General features: G+C 34.7%; 11 protein-coding genes. 3 read left to right on the forward strand and 8 right to left on the reverse strand.

All coding sequences use genetic code 11. From position 1 onward, the window contains the following. Positions 1-197: 197 nt before the first annotated feature. Both rnr and rpiB read right to left on the reverse strand, forming a co-directional pair. Complete coding sequence (gene rnr, locus ACLMCG_RS20530; RefSeq protein WP_413960993.1) at positions 198-2,351, reverse strand: ribonuclease R; 2,154 nt, start codon at positions 2,349-2,351, stop codon at positions 198-200. A gap of 334 nt (positions 2,352-2,685) precedes the next feature. Beyond that, positions 2,686-3,120, reverse strand: coding sequence for a ribose 5-phosphate isomerase B (gene rpiB / locus ACLMCG_RS20535; RefSeq protein ID WP_223598176.1), 435 nt, complete (start codon positions 3,118-3,120; stop codon positions 2,686-2,688). 643 nt (positions 3,121-3,763) lie between these two features. Here rpiB and ACLMCG_RS20540 point away from each other — a divergent pair. Then, a complete protein-coding gene (locus ACLMCG_RS20540; RefSeq protein WP_142717580.1) occupies positions 3,764-4,954 on the forward strand; it encodes a phosphoglycerate kinase in 1,191 nt (396 codons plus the stop codon). 1,643 nt (positions 4,955-6,597) lie between these two features. Here the strand turns inward: ACLMCG_RS20540 and ACLMCG_RS20545 are convergent. From ACLMCG_RS20545 to ACLMCG_RS20570, 6 genes are all read right to left on the reverse strand, one after another. Continuing rightward, positions 6,598-7,419 (reverse strand): class I SAM-dependent methyltransferase, encoded by an 822-nt coding sequence (locus ACLMCG_RS20545; RefSeq protein WP_413960994.1) that lies wholly within the window; start codon positions 7,417-7,419, stop codon positions 6,598-6,600. A gap of 121 nt (positions 7,420-7,540) precedes the next feature. Then, positions 7,541-9,403 (reverse strand): tRNA uridine-5-carboxymethylaminomethyl(34) synthesis enzyme MnmG, encoded by a 1,863-nt coding sequence (mnmG, locus tag ACLMCG_RS20550; RefSeq protein ID WP_413960995.1) that lies wholly within the window; start codon positions 9,401-9,403, stop codon positions 7,541-7,543. Between the two features lie 147 nt (positions 9,404-9,550). Next, complete coding sequence (gene ybeY / locus ACLMCG_RS20555; protein ID WP_413960996.1) at positions 9,551-9,970, reverse strand: rRNA maturation RNase YbeY; 420 nt, start codon at positions 9,968-9,970, stop codon at positions 9,551-9,553. Positions 9,971-9,974: 4 nt separating this feature from the next. After that, a complete protein-coding gene (locus tag ACLMCG_RS20560) occupies positions 9,975-12,134 on the reverse strand; it encodes a patatin-like phospholipase family protein (protein ID WP_413960997.1) in 2,160 nt (719 codons plus the stop codon). A gap of 2 nt (positions 12,135-12,136) precedes the next feature. Next, positions 12,137-14,584 carry a bifunctional UDP-N-acetylmuramoyl-tripeptide:D-alanyl-D-alanine ligase/alanine racemase gene (locus ACLMCG_RS20565; RefSeq protein ID WP_413960998.1) on the reverse strand — a complete coding sequence of 816 codons (2,448 nt, stop codon included), beginning with the start codon at positions 14,582-14,584 and terminating at the stop codon, positions 12,137-12,139. 158 nt (positions 14,585-14,742) lie between these two features. Beyond that, positions 14,743-15,330, reverse strand: a complete 588-nt coding sequence (locus ACLMCG_RS20570; protein WP_413960999.1) for a thymidine kinase — start codon at positions 15,328-15,330, stop codon at positions 14,743-14,745. Between the two features lie 61 nt (positions 15,331-15,391). On the opposite strand from ACLMCG_RS20570, the gene ACLMCG_RS20575 reads away from it, so the two are divergent. Then, the gene (locus ACLMCG_RS20575; RefSeq protein ID WP_413961000.1) at positions 15,392-16,879 is read left to right on the forward strand and encodes a hypothetical protein; all 1,488 of its coding nucleotides are present in this window, start codon (positions 15,392-15,394) and stop codon (positions 16,877-16,879) included. A 2-nt stretch (positions 16,880-16,881) separates the two neighbouring features. After that, complete coding sequence (gene rsmI, locus ACLMCG_RS20580) at positions 16,882-17,556, forward strand: 16S rRNA (cytidine(1402)-2'-O)-methyltransferase (protein ID WP_047377914.1); 675 nt, start codon at positions 16,882-16,884, stop codon at positions 17,554-17,556. Positions 17,557-17,560: the final 4 nt, after the last annotated feature.

Here is a 17,560-nt window from a genome sequence, read left to right on the forward strand (position 1 = left end):
TTATACAAAGTTATACTTTATGATTTAATTATTCAATAAAGTTGTGATTTATCAAGTGGATTTTAAGGAGAGTTTAATCTAAAGTTTTTAAGAAAATAGGAGAGGAGAGTATATTCAAATGTTTTTGTTAAAAAAATAAAAGGCTGAATGTCCATTAACATTTCAGCCTTTCTATAATTTTATAAAAAATCTATTTCTTATTTTACGATCTGGAAGTCAAGCTGCTTCTGAATCAGATTGGCTTTCACCACTTTGATCTGAACTTCATCTCCTAACTGATACTTGTTTCCATGTCTTATTCCGTATACTGCATGACTTTTTGCATCATACATATATGAATCGTCTACAAGGTCCCTAAGTTTGATCAGACCTTCCGCACCATTTTCAGGAATTTCAACCCAGAAACCGAATTCGGCCACTCCGGAAATAACCCCTCTGAAAGTTTCTCCAAGGTGTTTCTCCATGAATTTCACCTGCATAAATTTTATAGAATCTCTTTCTGCATCAGCTGCCAGTCTTTCCATGGCACTGCAGTGTTTTGCCTTATCCTCAAGCTCTCCTCTGTTTGGAGATTTTCCTCCGTCCAGATAATGCTGAAGAAGACGGTGTGCAAGCAAATCCGGATAACGACGGATAGGAGAGGTAAAGTGGCTGTAATACTCAAAACCTAAACCATAGTGGCCAATAGGTTCAGTAGAGTACACCGCCTTGCTCATACTTCTCATCGCAAGCGTTTCGATCATATTTTCTTCACCTTTTCCTTTCACATCATGAAGAAGTTTATTCAAAGATGCTGCAACCTTTTTGGTATTGGCAAGATCCATTTTGTATCCAAAGGTGGAAACAAAGTCTCTCAATGATTCCAGTTTCGCTGGATCCGGATCATCGTGAACCCTGTAGATAAATGTGTTATTCGTTATCTCACCTTTTCTGCTCAGGGATACATATTCAGATACTTTTTTATTGGCTAAAAGCATGAATTCCTCAATCAGGTGGTTGGAATCCTTACTTATTTTAAAGTAAACTCCAACAGGTTCATTATTTTCATCAAGATTGAATCTTACTTCACTTCTGTCAAAAGTAATAGCTCCTTTTCTTATACGTTCATGACGCATAATTTTTGCTAATTTATCAAGAGTATTGATCTCTTCCGCCAAGTCTCCCTGTCCGCTTTCAATACGTTCCTGTGCTTCTTCATAAGTAAATCTTCTGTCTGAATGAATAACCGTTCTTCCAAACCATTGTCTCTGAATTTCTGCCTCGTCGTTCAGTTCAAAAACTGCAGAAAAAGTATATTTATCTTCGTTAGGGCGAAGGGAGCATACATCATTACTCAAAACTTCAGGAAGCATTGGCACAACTCTGTCGACAAGGTATACCGAAGTTGCTCTCTTATACGCTTCATCATCAAGAATAGTTCCCGGAACTACATAATGAGATACATCAGCAATATGAACACCAATTTCCCAGTTCCCGTTTTCCAGTTTTCTAATGGATAAAGCATCATCGAAATCCTTTGCATCTTTAGGGTCAATCGTAAATGTACAGATATTACGCATATCCCAACGTTTTGAAGCTTCTTCGTCTGTGATACTTCTGTCTATTTTATCTGCATCTGCTTCTACTTCGGATGGAAACTCGTAAGGCAGACCATATTCTGCAAGAATAGAGTGGATCTCTGTTTCGTGTTCTCCCGGAGCACCCAGCACCTGAATAATTTCTCCTTCAGGGTTTTTATCTCCCGGTCTCCATTCTGTCATTTTTACAATGACCTTGTCACCATCTTCAGCAGTATTGAATTTTCCTTTTGGAATAAAGATATCTGTGTTGATTGATTTTTTATCGCAAACCACAAACCCAAATTCTTTATGAGCAACCTTCTGAAATGTTCCTACAAATTCAGTTCTGGTACGCTCCAAAACTTCCAGAACGGAACCTTCAAGTTTCTTTCCTTTATAATGATAAGTTATAATAAGAACTTTATCTCCCTGCAAAGCATCCTTCACATTTTTGGCATGAACGAAGACATCATCTTCCAAACCTTCCACACTTACATAAGCATTTCCACTCTGGTTGAAGTCTATAGTTCCGGTAAGTGTTCCAGCGATTTTCAGGTTCACTATATATTTTCCTTTTTCCACTTCCTTGATCTTTTCAGATCCCTGAAGTTTGTGCAGCGCCTGGATAACAAGTTCTCTTTGTCTTGGATTTTTATAGTCTATTCCGTCAGCGATTTGCTTATAATTATAAATTTTGGATGAATTCGCATTCATAAAACGGAGGATCAATCTTCCGATCTCCATCATTTTTAAATCATTTTTATGACTTATATATTTTCTTTTTTTTGGCATTTTAATTTTCTTTTAATTAATTTGGTCTTAGTTCAAATAAAACCTTTTTCTAAATCTTTCCCCATTCCTTTTATATAAGGTTATTCAATTTCATCATTAGATTCTTTCCGTACATCATCAGAAATTATCTTTCAGTTTACTTAGAACGGGAGCTTTAGTTTTGTATAAATTTAATACAATTCTTGAGAAGAAAAGAGAAAAACCTTCTATTAAATATGTTTCAAACATAAGAAAGGCTTTGGAGAATAATAGAGTGTAATTTCTATTGGACACTGCAAATGTACGAATAAAAAATAAATAAGGCTTGTAATACGATTTACAAGCCTTAGTATATTTAGCAAACTGCAATTTTATCAACTCTGTTCTGGTGTCTTCCACCTTCGAAGTCTGTTGAAAGAAATTTATCTACAATCTCAATCGCCAGTTCCTTTGATATAAATCTTGCCGGTATTGAAATCATGTTGGCATCATTATGCTGTCTTGCCAGTGTTGCAATCTCCGGCATCCAGCAAAGAGCGCATCTTATTTTCTGATGTTTGTTCGCAGTGATCTGAACCCCGTTTCCGCTTCCACAGATCAGAATTCCCAGCTCATTTTCTCCGTTTTCCACAGAGGTTGCAGCAGGGTGTACGAAGTCCGGATAATCCACACTGTTTGTGGAAAACGTTCCAAAGTCCTGAACTTCAAACTTTTCTGAAAGATAGTTCTTAACAATCTCCTTATATTCATAGCCTGCATGGTCCGCTGCAATAGCAATTTTTCTTTTCATAATACTCTTATTAAGCTTTATTAGATTCTATTTCCTTACAAAGGTAAGAATAATAACAATTCGTGTTAGTAAACCCTGAGTTAATTGTTAAAAGGTATGTTAATAACTGTGGAAAACTTTTATCAACTTTCTATTTTTAAACATCTATTTATTTCGTAATAGAAAACCTTTCCGCAATTTTTTACCACAACTTTCCAGATGTTTTCTTCAGCTATCCCCAGAATTTTCCATAATAAAATAACTAATAATTGATTCTTTTCAAAGTTACCAACATTTGTTAATAAGTATGTGAAATAGCGGGTTTACAAGGATTTATATTGTGAGTTAAATATGAATTGAATAAAAGTTGAGTGTTACCAACTTTTAGCTTAAAACTTATCCCCGAAACTAACAACACTCAACAACAACTACATTATTCTTTTTTTTAAAAGAGAAAAAATTGTTGATTAATGGGTGATTGGGTTCGGGGAAAGTTTTTGAAAACTTTTATTTTAATCAATCTGTTGAAAAAGTTTAAAACCTTACATTTGTGAAACAAAAATTCAATGAAATTTATGAAATTGCCTTTGCAGGGTTTACGGAAAATCAAACCGGGATCTGGCCAAAGGAGTTTCATCCGACTCAGAAAAAAATAAATCTACGTATGAAAACAATCAATGATTTCAATTTTAAAGATAAGAAAGCTCTGGTAAGAGTGGACTTCAATGTTCCTCAGGACGATCAGCTGAAGGTGACAGACAATACGAGAATTGTTGCTGTGAAACCAACAGTGGAGAAGATCCTTAATGATGGTGGTTCTGTCATCTTAATTACACACCTTGGAAGACCTAAGGGAGAGGTTAAAGATGAATTTTCTCTTAAACATATTCTTGGCGAAGTTTCTGCTGTTCTTGGACAGGAAGTTAAATTTGTTGATGAATGCATTGGGGAAAAAGCAGAACAGGCTGCTGCAGAACTGAAGCCAGGAGAGATCTTATTACTTGAAAATGTACGTTTTCATAATGAAGAAGAGAAAGGAGATGCAGGTTTTGCGGAGAAGCTTTCTAAGTTAGGTGATGCTTATGTAAACGATGCATTCGGAACTGCACATAGAGCTCATGCTTCTACAGCAGTGATTGCTCAATATTTTCCATCAACTAAATATTTCGGTTTACTAATGGCTAATGAGCTTCAGGCTATTGATAAAGTATTAAAAAGTGGTGAGAGACCTGTTACGGCTATTCTTGGAGGTTCTAAAGTTTCAACTAAAATTACCATTATAGAAAATATCCTTCCTGCAGTAGACAATCTGATCATTGGTGGAGGGATGGCATTTACATTTATTAAGGCTCTTGGAGGAAAAATTGGTAATTCTTTGGTAGAAGAAGACAAGCTTCCTTTAGCTTTAGAGATTTTAGGGAAAGCAAAAGAACATAAAGTAAAAGTATATCTTCCTTCTGATGCTATCATCGCTGAAAGTTTTAGTAATGATGTGGAAAGAAAAGAAGCTGATATCTATGCAATTCCTGAAGGATGGATGGGACTTGATGCAGGTCATAAATCAAGAGATCAGTTCAATGATGTATTATTAAATTCAAGAACTATTCTTTGGAATGGACCGATTGGTGTTTTCGAAATGTCAAATTTTGCTGGTGGTACTGTTGCGTTAGGTGAGAGTATTGCTGAAGCAACAAGATTAGGAGCTTTCTCTTTAGTGGGAGGAGGAGACAGTGTTGCTTTCGTTAAGCAATTCGGATATGCTGATCAGGTAAGTTATGTTTCTACCGGTGGTGGAGCAATGCTTGAAAGTCTTGAAGGACTTGAGTTACCAGGTGTGGCTGCGATCAACAATTAAATAAAAAATAAAGATATTTTAAAGCCTGCTAATTATATTAGCAGGCTTTTTTTCTTTTTCAAAGTATAAGGAATTCCTTTATTGATCGAGCTTTTCTGGGATTTTAAGATATAACCTGTGGTTATACTTGTTTAATTTGAATTCGCTTTCAGCTACTTAGGTCTTTAATAAATAGTCTGCTTATTTTTTCTTCTTGAAATTTATTCATTGGAAAGAAATAATTCTTGTTTTTATACCTAGATTTTTGTGATAATCGACCATGAATTTTGATATGGATTTGTACTTTTTATGAGATCATGATTTCTCTTTTTTTATTATAATTTTCATATTTAATTTGACAGAATTCAGGCCGATAAATAATGTGATTTAAAATAAAATTTATGAAAGATTATCAAGAATTTATAATCTTTCTAATTGTATCCTAGAGTTTCATTGAACCTTTAAATTCTTTAATAATTTGGGTAATTACATACAATTTACATTAATCCTGATATCTTCTCATTATGAAGCTGTCATTCTGAGTGTAGCGAAGTGAAATGAAGAATCTAAGCTTTACATGAGATTCTTCATTCATCAGAAATCGAAGATTCGACACAGTTAAAGACGATGGTGTCAAATTCTATATTGTCGCCATAATTTATATATTTATGAGACTTGTGGTATTTTTTTGAGCTAAGAAACAAGTTATTGACCTTTATTTAATGCAAATTTTATAATTATTTATTTCACATATTAGTGACAGTGTTATAAGTTGTTGAATATTAATCTTTAAACTATTTTATATCGCTAAATTATGCTTATTTTTTTTTTTAATAGCAGGCGAAAATTAGAAATTATTCATTTAACATTATAAATGAATGATGTATTCAGCTTTTCAAAAAAATTCAGAATTATTAAAATGCAATCGTTTTACTTTTTTCTGGAGTTAGTAATTTTTCGATGCTTTTATTTTCTATCAAAATTTCTTTTATAATATCGGTCAATTTTTTGAACCATGAAGTTTTCTTTAAAGAAATTCTCCAGGTCATTATTTTTTGATCTAAATTATTCTAAAGAAGTTTCTTTGAAATTTACTTTTTAAATTTTTATGTAAAAGATAAAATAGAGTAGGGGAGTTTTCTGCTCCGGCTTTTAAATTTCCTTTTTGATAGATTATAAAAATTTTTTGACTAATCAGGTTTAAATTTGATAAGGGTGAAAATTGCTATGAATTTTAATTTTTTTTAAAGTCCCTGAAAATTGACCTTTATAAATACCTTTAAAATCGAAAAACTAAATTTTTCCGAGTATTTATATCTTGAGTGATTTTGAGTCGAAATTTCTGATCTTTTTGTAAGAATTTATTTTCTAATATCCATTTTTTGTTTTTTTTGGACCAAATATGAAATATAGATGAATGATTAAGTAAGACTTTACTCAATGAATAAGAAGAATTCTTAATCTTCTTTTTTCTTTACTTGAAATAGAGCAGGGGAGTATTGATTTAAAAAATTATAGGATCTTAAATTTAAGTTTCTATTTAAAATTTTTTTAAATTTATTTATTAAAAAAAGAAAACTCAGGTGAAAAAATCCTGAGTTTTATATTTTTGAAGTTGAAAATGCTGAAAATTGACCCTTAGAAATAGGTCAAAAATCCATTTTCTATCTTTTTTCGATAATATATATCAAACTTGAAAATTCGTTTGAAAAAAGGGCTTTTACGTTCGAAATCGTTCCGTAAATCATTGCTTTTATCCAAAATAGGGGTGATTTCTTGTATTTTTCGCTTAACATGGAGATGTAATAAGAGTCTAGTACCAAAGGTTTTATTTTTCTCATTTTCCAGTCAGGCTTTTTTGAAATAAGATTTTCCATTCCATTTTTTGAAAAATGATAGATGTGTCTTGGTACATCATATGCTGCCCAGTACTCTTTATAATGTTTTGCATCATAAGAAGTAGGATTGGGAACAGCGATAATAAGAATTCCTTTTTCTTTTAATTTCCCATGAAAAGTCTTCAGCATTTCATCCTGATTTTCGATATGTTCAAACACATGCCATAGAGTGATCGCGTCTAAGCTGTTTTCTTCAATTGTGTTGATCGTATCCAAAATAGAGGCTTTGGTTATTTTTCCTTGTGCTGCTTTTCTTGCATCGGCATCAGGTTCAAAACCGAAAGTCTCAAAATCATTTTCTATAAATTTTACAAATTCTCCGGCACCACATCCGTAATCAAGCACTCTTGATCCTTTTTTTATTCTGTCTATTAACACATTTTTTTTGTATTGCAGATTGAAGGACTGAAGAAATTTATAAAGCTTTTCTTTCATACTTCCGGAGTCCTGATGATGAGAAATATAATCTTCACTTTCATAATATCTGGAAATATTGGATGGAATAGGGGTGGTCTTGAATACCCCTTTGGTTTCTGTTTCTTTAATTTCAAAAATTTCCTGTGAAAGAAAATGATCTTTTATTTTCATTGAAATCGTTATCTTTTTTATATTGTAAAAAAAATTAAGATATCCAGAGCAGTGTACGCTCATAAATACCTTAATTTTTGTTTTATTTTTTTTTAATGTTTCACGTGAAACATATTTTTTATTAACGTCCTAAATAGACTAGTAAAACGTTGATGTCGGCAGGAGAAACCCCGCTTATTCTTCCTGCCTGGGCAATAGTCTTCGGACGTACGTTAGACATCTTCTGTTTTGCTTCTGCAGAAAGGCTGGAAAGCTTTGTATAATCAAAATCTTCAGGAATTTTAATGTTTTCCAGACGATTCAGCTTAGCTACATTCTCTTTTTCTTTTTCAATATATCCTTTATACTTAATATTGATCTCAGCCTGTTCTCTTACTTCATCGTTGTATTGACTTGAAACTTCTTTAATGAAATCAATTTCATCCAGTTTTCCTAATGTCATATGAGGTCTGGTAAGGATTTGTGCCGCTCTGTACGCCTGATCTACCGGGTTACTTTCTATTGATTCAAGAACTGGATTGATGATACCTGGTTTTAAAGAAGTTTCGCGAAGAAACTCTTCAAGTGATTGGCTTTTAGATACTTTAGTTTCCATTTTTCTTAATCTGTCTTCTTTTGCCAATCCTAACTGGTAAGCTTTTTCAGTTAACCTGATATCTGCATTATCTTGTCTTAAAAGGAGTCTGTATTCTGCACGTGAAGTAAACATTCTGTAAGGTTCTTCAGTTCCTTTGGTAATAAGATCATCTATTAAAACTCCGATATACGCTTCGTCTCTGTTTAGAATGAAATCACCTTTTTCATGAACTTTATTGTGAGCGTTGATACCAGCAATTAATCCTTGGCCGGCAGCTTCTTCATATCCTGTAGTTCCGTTAATCTGTCCTGCGAAATATAAATTGTCAATTAATTTTGTTTCCAGGGTATGTTTCAATTGGGTAGGAGGGAAGTAATCGTATTCAATAGCATAACCGGGACGGAAAACTTTTACGTTTTCAAATCCTGGAATTTGTTTCATTGCTTTGATCTGTACGTCTTCCGGAAGAGAAGAGCTGAATCCGTTTACATAGATTTCTACAGTTTTCCATCCTTCCGGCTCTACGAAAAGTTGGTGTCTGTTTCTTTCTGCGAAACGGTTGATCTTATCTTCAATACTTGGACAATATCTTGGACCTAAGCTTTGAATGGTACCATTGAACATTGGGCTTCTGTCAAAACCTTCTCTCAAAATATCGTGTACTGTTTCATTAGTATATACGATATGACAGCTTAATTGTTTTGTTAATTTCGGAGTGTCAAGATAGCTGAACTTTTGAGGATTTTCATCTCCTTTTTGTTCTTCCATTTTTGAATAATCCAAACTTCTTCCGTCTACTCTCGGTGGGGTACCGGTTTTCATTCTTCCTGCTTCAAATCCTAAAGTGACCAATTGTTCTGTAATTCCAAATGCTCTAGGTTCACCCATTCTTCCTCCGCCTAATTGTTTATCTCCAACGTGAATTAAACCATTAAGAAAAGTTCCGTTTGTAAGAACTACAGATTTTGCTTTGATCTCAATTCCTAAAGAAGTAACCACTCCGGTTACTTTATTATTTTCAACAATCAGTTGTTTCACCATATCCTGAAAGAAATCAAGATTGGGAGTATTCTCTAATGCTAAGCGCCATTCTTCGGCAAAAAGCATTCTGTCATTTTGGGTTCTCGGAGACCACATCGCAGGACCTTTTGAAAGATTTAGCATTTTGAATTGGATAGCAGATTTGTCTGCTACAATTCCGGAATATCCTCCCATTGCATCAATCTCTCTTACGATCTGTCCTTTTGCGATTCCGCCCATTGCCGGGTTGCAACTCATCTGTCCGATGGTCTGCATATTCATTGTAACGAGTAGTGTTTTTGAACCGAGGTTGGCTGCGGCCGCGGCGGCTTCACAACCTGCGTGTCCGGCACCTACTACTATTACGTCATATATTTCTGAAATCATTTTTATCTCGCTTGTTTTAAGCTTTAAACCTTATCTTTATAACCAATGTTTCACGTGAAACATTTTTGAAGAATGCACTCTAGGTAAAGTTATATTATTACTAGAATTGAGTACTTTAGGTATAGGACTTTAAGTGATTGTTCAATTTCAAATCTTTAAATCCCTGTATTTTACCAAGTACAAATCTTCCATTCTCCGCATCTCTTTTTCTTCCTCTTCCGTCTTGTCCTTATAGCCTGCAAGGTGTAAAATACCATGGGCTAAAACTCTTCTTAATTCTTCTTCATAATCTCGGGAAAGGGTAGAGGCGTTATCAGAAATGCGCTGCAAAGATACAAAAATCTCAGCGCTTATTGTCTTGCCTTTTACATAATCAAAAGTGATGATATCTGTATAATAATCATGCTGCAAATAATCCTGATTGATCTTAAGAAGATATTCATCATCACAGAAAATGTAATTGATTTCTCCTAGCTTTTTTCCTTCTGAAAGAATAAGATCTTCCAGCCATTTTTTGTAATCTGTACTTACCGACTCTGGTAAGTTTTCGTAAAAGAACTGTATCATTTTTTTAAAACCAGTGTCCTAAAATAACACTGAATATACCTTTTTGGTTATTTTTAAGTGAGTGGCTGAAGTTAACTTTTATCTGCCCGAAAGGAGATTTGTAACCGGCCGTAATTCCCAGGGAACTATAATTTACTTTAACTGCATCTTCAAACTTGATATCGTTTGATAAGTTAGCAAAGCTGAAGTTTCCACTGATAAAATAGTTTTTGTTAAACTTAAACTGGATATCATTTGAAGCCAATATCACATTATTAGTATAAAGCTGGGCGAAATAAAATCCTCCGAAACTTTTAAAATTCATTAGATTCTGTTCAAAAATTCCACCTAATCTATACTGATAGTAGGCAGGAAGATTTTCTCCAATAGTAACACCTCCAAAAACGTTCAGACGGTAAGTAAATTGTTTGCCCAAGGGGATATTGATTTTAAGATCTGCTTTGATCTGAATAATTCTTTTATCAACTTCAGATTTTAATAGATCTACTACTTTTCCTTCTGCTGCAAAATAAATTCCTTTGGTAGGAAACTCCTTATCATCCTGCGTATCGGTTTTTATGAAGATGTATGGGTTCAGGAAACGACTGTAGCGTCTGTTGTCTCCATTGCTGTTTTCCGCTTTAAAGTAATCATGGCTGATTCCACCTCCAATAGCGAATTTATCCTTCCATATAGACTGTATATAGGCCTCATTTCTCAGCCATTCCCATCGGTCTACAACATAATTGTCTACATTTTTAATATCAAAGCTCATTCCTGACGAATAAAGCCCAAAACCGGGAATATATCCGTTATCTATAAAATAGTTCAGATAATATCTCACACGGTCGCCCACGACAACATCCAGGGAAAGGTTTGAATTTTTAAATAAAAGTCTCTTTGCAGAATAATTCAAAAGAAGCCCTGTTTTGAAAACTTCGTCATAGTGCAACCCGAATTTCAGAAAATGGCGGGTATCATCTTCAGTGACATAAAGCTTTAAATAATTGGCATCATTTTCCTGAACGATATCATAATTAATAAAGCGATAGTTATTTGTCGCAACCAATTTATCTATCATTTTATTGATGCTCCCATAAGTCTGTAAAGAGGGGAGACGGAGCCCCATTTTCCCCAGCGTATAGTTTTTACCGTATATTTTACTTCCTTCGATAGAAATACTGTCTATCTTGTATACGTTGGAATATATGGGATTAATACGCTGTCTGAGACGGTCAAAAGGACGTTTGGGTAATTGATCCAGTACCTGAGAATATTTAAGCCCTTCTACATAGCCGCTGTCTAGAATTTTCTTTTTATCATCGTAGCTTGTAGCAGACATCCCTTTCAGATTGGGTTTGATATTGATATCTGTATATTTATACTGTTTTTTTGTGTCTTTTTTTATTCCGAAATCAATGACCTGATTCAGGATGGATATGATGTTGTTTAAATCCTCTCTTTTTGAAAGATCCTGATTAAGGTCCACACCTATAACGATATCAATTCCTTTGTCTTTTAAAGGCTTTGAAGGATAGTTTACCGTCATGGCTCCATCTATATAAATACTGTCGCCAATTTTTACAGGATCCATTAAAGATGGAAATGCGGAACTTGCCATAATGGATTGTACGAGATCTCCTTTTTCAAATATCTGCATATTGCCGCTTTCAAGATTGGTTGCCACACACATGAATGGAATAGGCATTTTGGAAAAGTCCTCAATATTGGAAACGTTTTTAAAAAGTTCTTTCAGTAGATAAACATTTCTCTGGCCGGTACTGATAGAAGAGGGAAGTGTGATTTTTCCGTTTTTCAGAGGAATGGATAAAAGATATTTGTCTACGGATTTGTTGAAAAAAGTAGTTTCCTGTCTCGACTTCGGATCCATAATTAAAGAATAGAAATCCGTATCCATGACTATTTTTTCTATTTCTTTTCCGGAGTAGCCTGCGGCATATAAACCACCTACAATGGCTCCCATACTTGTTCCGGAAACATAATCCACTCTCACCCCCAATGAATCCAGTACTTTAAGAACTCCTACATGTGAAAACCCTTTGGCTCCGCCACCGGCTAGCGACAGTCCAATCTTTGGGTTTTTAGGAATTTTAAAATCTTTTTTTACCTGAGAATGGATCAATAACAGTTGGAATATGGAAAGCAGAATCAGGAGTTTTCTCATAGTTAATCTTTTATATAAATCCGTTTCACCCGAGGCGAAATGGAGGTTAATACTTCATAGGTTATCGTTTTGCAGTAGCCTGCGAATTCTTTTAAACTTGGTTTGGCGTTGAAAACAGTTACAGTGTCACCTTCTTTTACATTCGGGATATTATCTACATTAATCATCATCATATCCATACAGATATTCCCGACAATTGGAGCTAATGTTTTGTTGATTCCTACATTTCCTACCTGATTTCCTATCAGCCTTGGAATACCGTCAGCATATCCAACAGGTATGGTCGCAATTCTTGTTGGGTGATCTGCTTTATATCTTCTGCTGTAACCTACAGATTCACCATTTTCAACCGTTGATATCTGTGAAATTACGGTTTTAAAGCTTACAACAGACTGTAATTGTTTCTGTATTTCTGGATCTGCGGATTCTCCAAGCATACCAATACCAATTCTCACCATATCGTGCTGATGATCTTTATAACTTGTTATTCCGGCTGAATTCAGAATATGGCGGAGAGGAGTATAGCCTAATTTTTCAATAAGATAACTGGAATTCTTTTCAAAAACTTCAAGCTGCTTCAAAGTAAATTCTTTTTCCTCAGGCATATCAGAAGAGGATAAATGGCTGAAAAGACTTTGCACCTTCACATTTTTCTGGCTTAAAGTTTCGCTTAACTGGTCCAGTTCAAAATCTTTAAAACCAAGACGGTGCATTCCGGTTTCCAGTTTAATATGGATCGGATATTTCTTATCGTAACCTGATTTCTGAACCGCTTCATAGAATAATTCCAGTACTCTGAAACTGTAAATTTCCGGTTCCAGGTTATATTCTATGATAGTCTGATAACTGTGCTGCTCAGGATTCATTACGATAATTGGAGTGGTGATCCCTTTCTTACGAAGTTCAACACCTTCATCAACATAGGCTACACCCAGATAATCTATATGATGATGCTGAAGAAATTCTGATACTTCATAACTTCCCAACCCATAAGCATTGGCCTTTACCATGGCCATCATTTTGGTTCCCGGTTTCAGCAGTGATTTATGATAGTTGATATTATGAAGAATGGCATTTAGGTTTACTTCCAGTACCGTATCATGTTTTCTGAGTTCAAGAATATCTTTAAGCCTTTCAATCTCAAATTTTCTGGCTCCTTTTAACAAGATAATCTGATTTTCTATTTCAGTAAGGTGCTTGCTTTCAATCAACTCTTTAGTGTCAATGAAAGTATATGTTTTAGCTTTAAATAATTCACTAAAGTTTGATATTTCATCACCAATTAAGAACACAGAATCAAAATGCTGTTCATTGACCAGTTCAGAAACTTCTTCGTACAATTCTTTTGTATTGGTACTCACCCCTACTATGTCAGTTAAGACCAGCGATTTTTTAGATTTGTTATATTCATTCAAAAACTGGAGGGCAGTCTTTAAAGAATCGAGGTCAAGATTAAAAGAGTCATTAATGACAATATTGCCTTTAATTCCTTCAATCGCTTCAAGCCTCATTTCAACGGCTTTTAAAAGGTTGATTTTTTCAACGATCTTTTTATTTTCGACATTCAGTTCCTTGAGAACTGTGATAAGCGCCATAGCATTGGTTAATGTCGCTTCGTCTCTCTGATGGGCCGGAAAACTGATTTCTTCATCAAAATAATCAACAATAATGTTGTCATCTTTTGAAATATTGCTTTTGATGAAAACCTGGTTCTCTTTTTTAAATCCGTAAGAAATTAATTTTTTATTAGAATATGATTTTTTGATTTTTTGTTCAACCAAAGAATTGTCACCATTATAAATGATCACTTCAGAATTTTTGAAAAGACTGATCTTTTCATCAATAAGTTGTTCCTCGGAAGAAAAGTTGGCAGCATGAGCGGTCCCGATGTGAGTAAGTAATCCGATCTGAGGATGGAACATGTCTTCAAGTTTTTCCATCTCATGTGGTTTTGAAATTCCCACTTCAAAAATTCCCAGCTTATAAGAACTGTTGATCTGAAGAAGAGAGAGCGGAAGACCGATCTGAGAATTAAAACTTTTAGGACTTTTTACAGTAGGAAATTCATTCCATAGACATTGATACAACCATTCTTTTAAAATAGTTTTACCATTACTTCCTGTAATTCCAATAGATTGTAAGTGAGAATTTTCAAAATGATACTTTGCTAATTTTTGAAGAAACTCTACGGAATTTTTAACAATAACCCAGGTTATATTTTCAAACTCCGGATAATGATGTTCAGAAATAATGACATTGATCCCTCTGTCTATTGCAGATTCTATAAATTTTTCGCCGGAATTTTTAGGGGTATTGATCGCGATAAAGGCAGTATTTTTAGTAGAATAAATAATTCTGCTGTCATACGCTATATTTTTGATCATTAAATTTCCGTCTCCAATGATCTGTGCATTGGTGATCTCTGCAATGTGTTGTACTGTATAGTTCATTGGTGCCCTTTCTGCTTTATTTTTTGAACGAAACAGCAGAAGTAAAACAGCAAGGAAGTAAGAAACCGATTATTTATACTGATTCTTTTTCCAGATTTTACCCATTGCTTTCCGCTTTTATTTTTACTGAGTGAATATTTTTAGGGGTATTCAGTCCCTTATTTTCTTTTTAAAAGTACTTCGTCAATAAATACACGGCGGCTTACTGCCTCATAGCTTTCGGTTTCTCCCAATTCTACCAGATTATCTCCCTGGGAAATTCTCATAGAATAATTGGCAAGATTACCTGTTCTCTTACAAATAGCATGCACTTTTGTAACATACTCGGCAGTGGCCATCAAATTGGGCATTGGCCCGAACGGACGACCTAAAAAGTCCATATCCAATCCTGCAATGACCACTCTGATCCCGCTATTGGCAAGCTGGTTGGCAACATCCACAATGCTTTCATCAAAAAACTGAGCTTCATCAATGGCCACTACATCACAATTGGAAGCCAGCAGAAGAATTTCATTAGGATTTTCTACTGCTGTACTGCGGATTTTATTCTGATTATGAGATACTACATCCTCTTCAGAATACCGTACATCCATTTTGGGTTTAAAAATTTCCACATTCTGTCCTGCCATTTCCGCTCTTCGTAATCTGCGGATCAGTTCTTCGGTTTTACCCGAAAACATAGAGCCACAAATCACTTCCATCCAACCACTTTGTTTGGAATGATTAATTGTATTTTCTAAAAACATTTGTTAAATTAGCCGTATATTTTTAACATCAAAAGTAAGCAATTTTAATAAGAATCTTATTATGCAGAATATCCAAGATTTAAAGGAAAAGATTTTTTTTGAATCCATGAATATCATTGATAATCTGGACAAAATAAGCAACGTAGACGAATTACTTTCCAAGCAAGATCTTGTAGATGAGCTTGCTAACAGGATTTCTTTTTTGAAACTGCTGGAAAAGAATATTGAATATTTCGTTACAGATCAACCGGCGCAGTATCCGGACAATCAGCACATCTCTTTTGCATCCGGAGAAACGGAACATTATGACAAAGGAAATGAGGTAACAGAAGAGGAAGCTATTTTTAATAATGAGCTGAACGAAATTGATGAGAATGAAATTTTCTTAACCGGTTCTGAAGAAGAGGAAGCCGTTTTCAATAACCAGCTGAATGAAATTGTTGAAAATGAATTCCATGAAAATATGGTAAGCTTTGTGGAAGAAGGTTACGAAGAAAAAGCACAGGAAAATACTCAGGAACAGGATTCTGATCATGAAACCCTGGAAGAAGAAGCTGTTTTTAATAATCAGTTGAATGAAATAGATGAAAATGAAATTTCAGAAGAGCAGAGAGCTGTTCTGAGTTTTGTAGACGAAGAAAAAATTCTCGCCGGTTCTACACCAGATTCTGATGAAGATCTCAATGAAGACCTGTTTTATCATGAAGTGACGGAGGAAGAAGCAATTTTCAACAACCAGCTGAATGAAATGGATGAGCAGGAAGAGGAAAATGCTGAGCAAGAATCAAAAAATGAAACTGATTTCGCCGAAGTAAACGATGCTAAAGCTCCTGTGACAGAAATTATCCCAAGTATTTTTGATACAGAAACTCTGGAAGATGAAATACTGATCGAAGAAAACGAAGAGCAGTTTGTAGCTTCAAATGTTTCTATTGAACAGGGAGAAATGGCCACTGAAACTTCCAATGTGGAAAATATTCTGACTGAGATTAAAAATGATCATTCAGTAGAAGAGATAAAGGAGGAAAGCATCCTTGCTGAAGTTTATGACAGAAGAAAAATCGTAGAGATCGATAAACCTGCTGCCGAAGAAACAGAAAAACATCCTTCTGATGAAAGCTTTGAAAATTTAGAAGCCTATCATCAGGAGAAAAAAATAAAATTATCCAATATCAAAGGATTGAAGGCCGTTCAGTCACTTTTTGATGACGATCCTCTGGAAAGAGAATTTCCTAACGAAAAAGAGCCTGTGGCAGAGAAAGAAGATAACGGAAGTATTCTGAAGTCTAATATTCCTACCAACTTTATGGAAGCAGACAAACAGAAACCGGAGTTTAAGCTGGATCTGAATGACAGAATTGCTTTCTCAAAAATGCTCTTTGAAGGAAGTCAGACCGATCTGAATGATACCGTATTTCAGCTGAACCAGTTCAAAACACTGGAAGAAGCCAAAGAATATCTGAGTGATCTGTATTACGAAAGAAAATGGAATAAAGTGGATGAATATGCGCAGAGACTTTGGATATTGGTAGAAAATAAATTCTTATAATTTTGAGCGGAATCTTATATTTTGTTCCCACACCTGTTGGGAATCTGGAAGATATGACTTTCAGGGCGGTCAACGTCCTTAAAGAAGTTGATTATATTTTATGTGAAGACACAAGAACTTCCGGAATACTTTTAAAGCATTTTGAAATCTCAAAGCCTTTAAAATCTTATCATTTACATAATGAACACCAGGCAACTGAGAAAGTGATTACAGACCTTAAAAACGGTCAGAATATCGCTATTATTACCGATGCGGGAACACCCGGTATTTCGGATCCGGGATATTTGCTGGCAAAAGCAGGAGCAGACAATAATATTGATATGATCTGTCTTCCCGGAGCAACGGCCCTCATTCCTGCACTTGTTGTTTCAGGTCTTCCCAACAATGAATTTTTATTCGCAGGTTTTTTACCACAGAAAAAAGGAAGACAAACAAAACTAAAACAGCTTGCGGAAGAAAAAAAGACCATCGTTCTTTACGAAAGTCCCCATAAAATCAACACGACACTGGAGCAGATCAAAGAGTTTTTTGGAGAAGAAACCAAAGTAAGCCTGAGCCGAGAGATTTCTAAAAAATTTGAAGAAACCAAACGGGGAACAATCAATGAATTAATTGAATTTTCCAAGAGTAAAACTTTAAAAGGAGAGATCGTTCTTATTGTCAACAATTCTATTTAATTTT

The sequence above is a fragment of the Chryseobacterium sp. S90 genome (genome assembly GCF_047444895.1).
Taxonomy (GTDB): domain Bacteria; phylum Bacteroidota; class Bacteroidia; order Flavobacteriales; family Weeksellaceae; genus Chryseobacterium.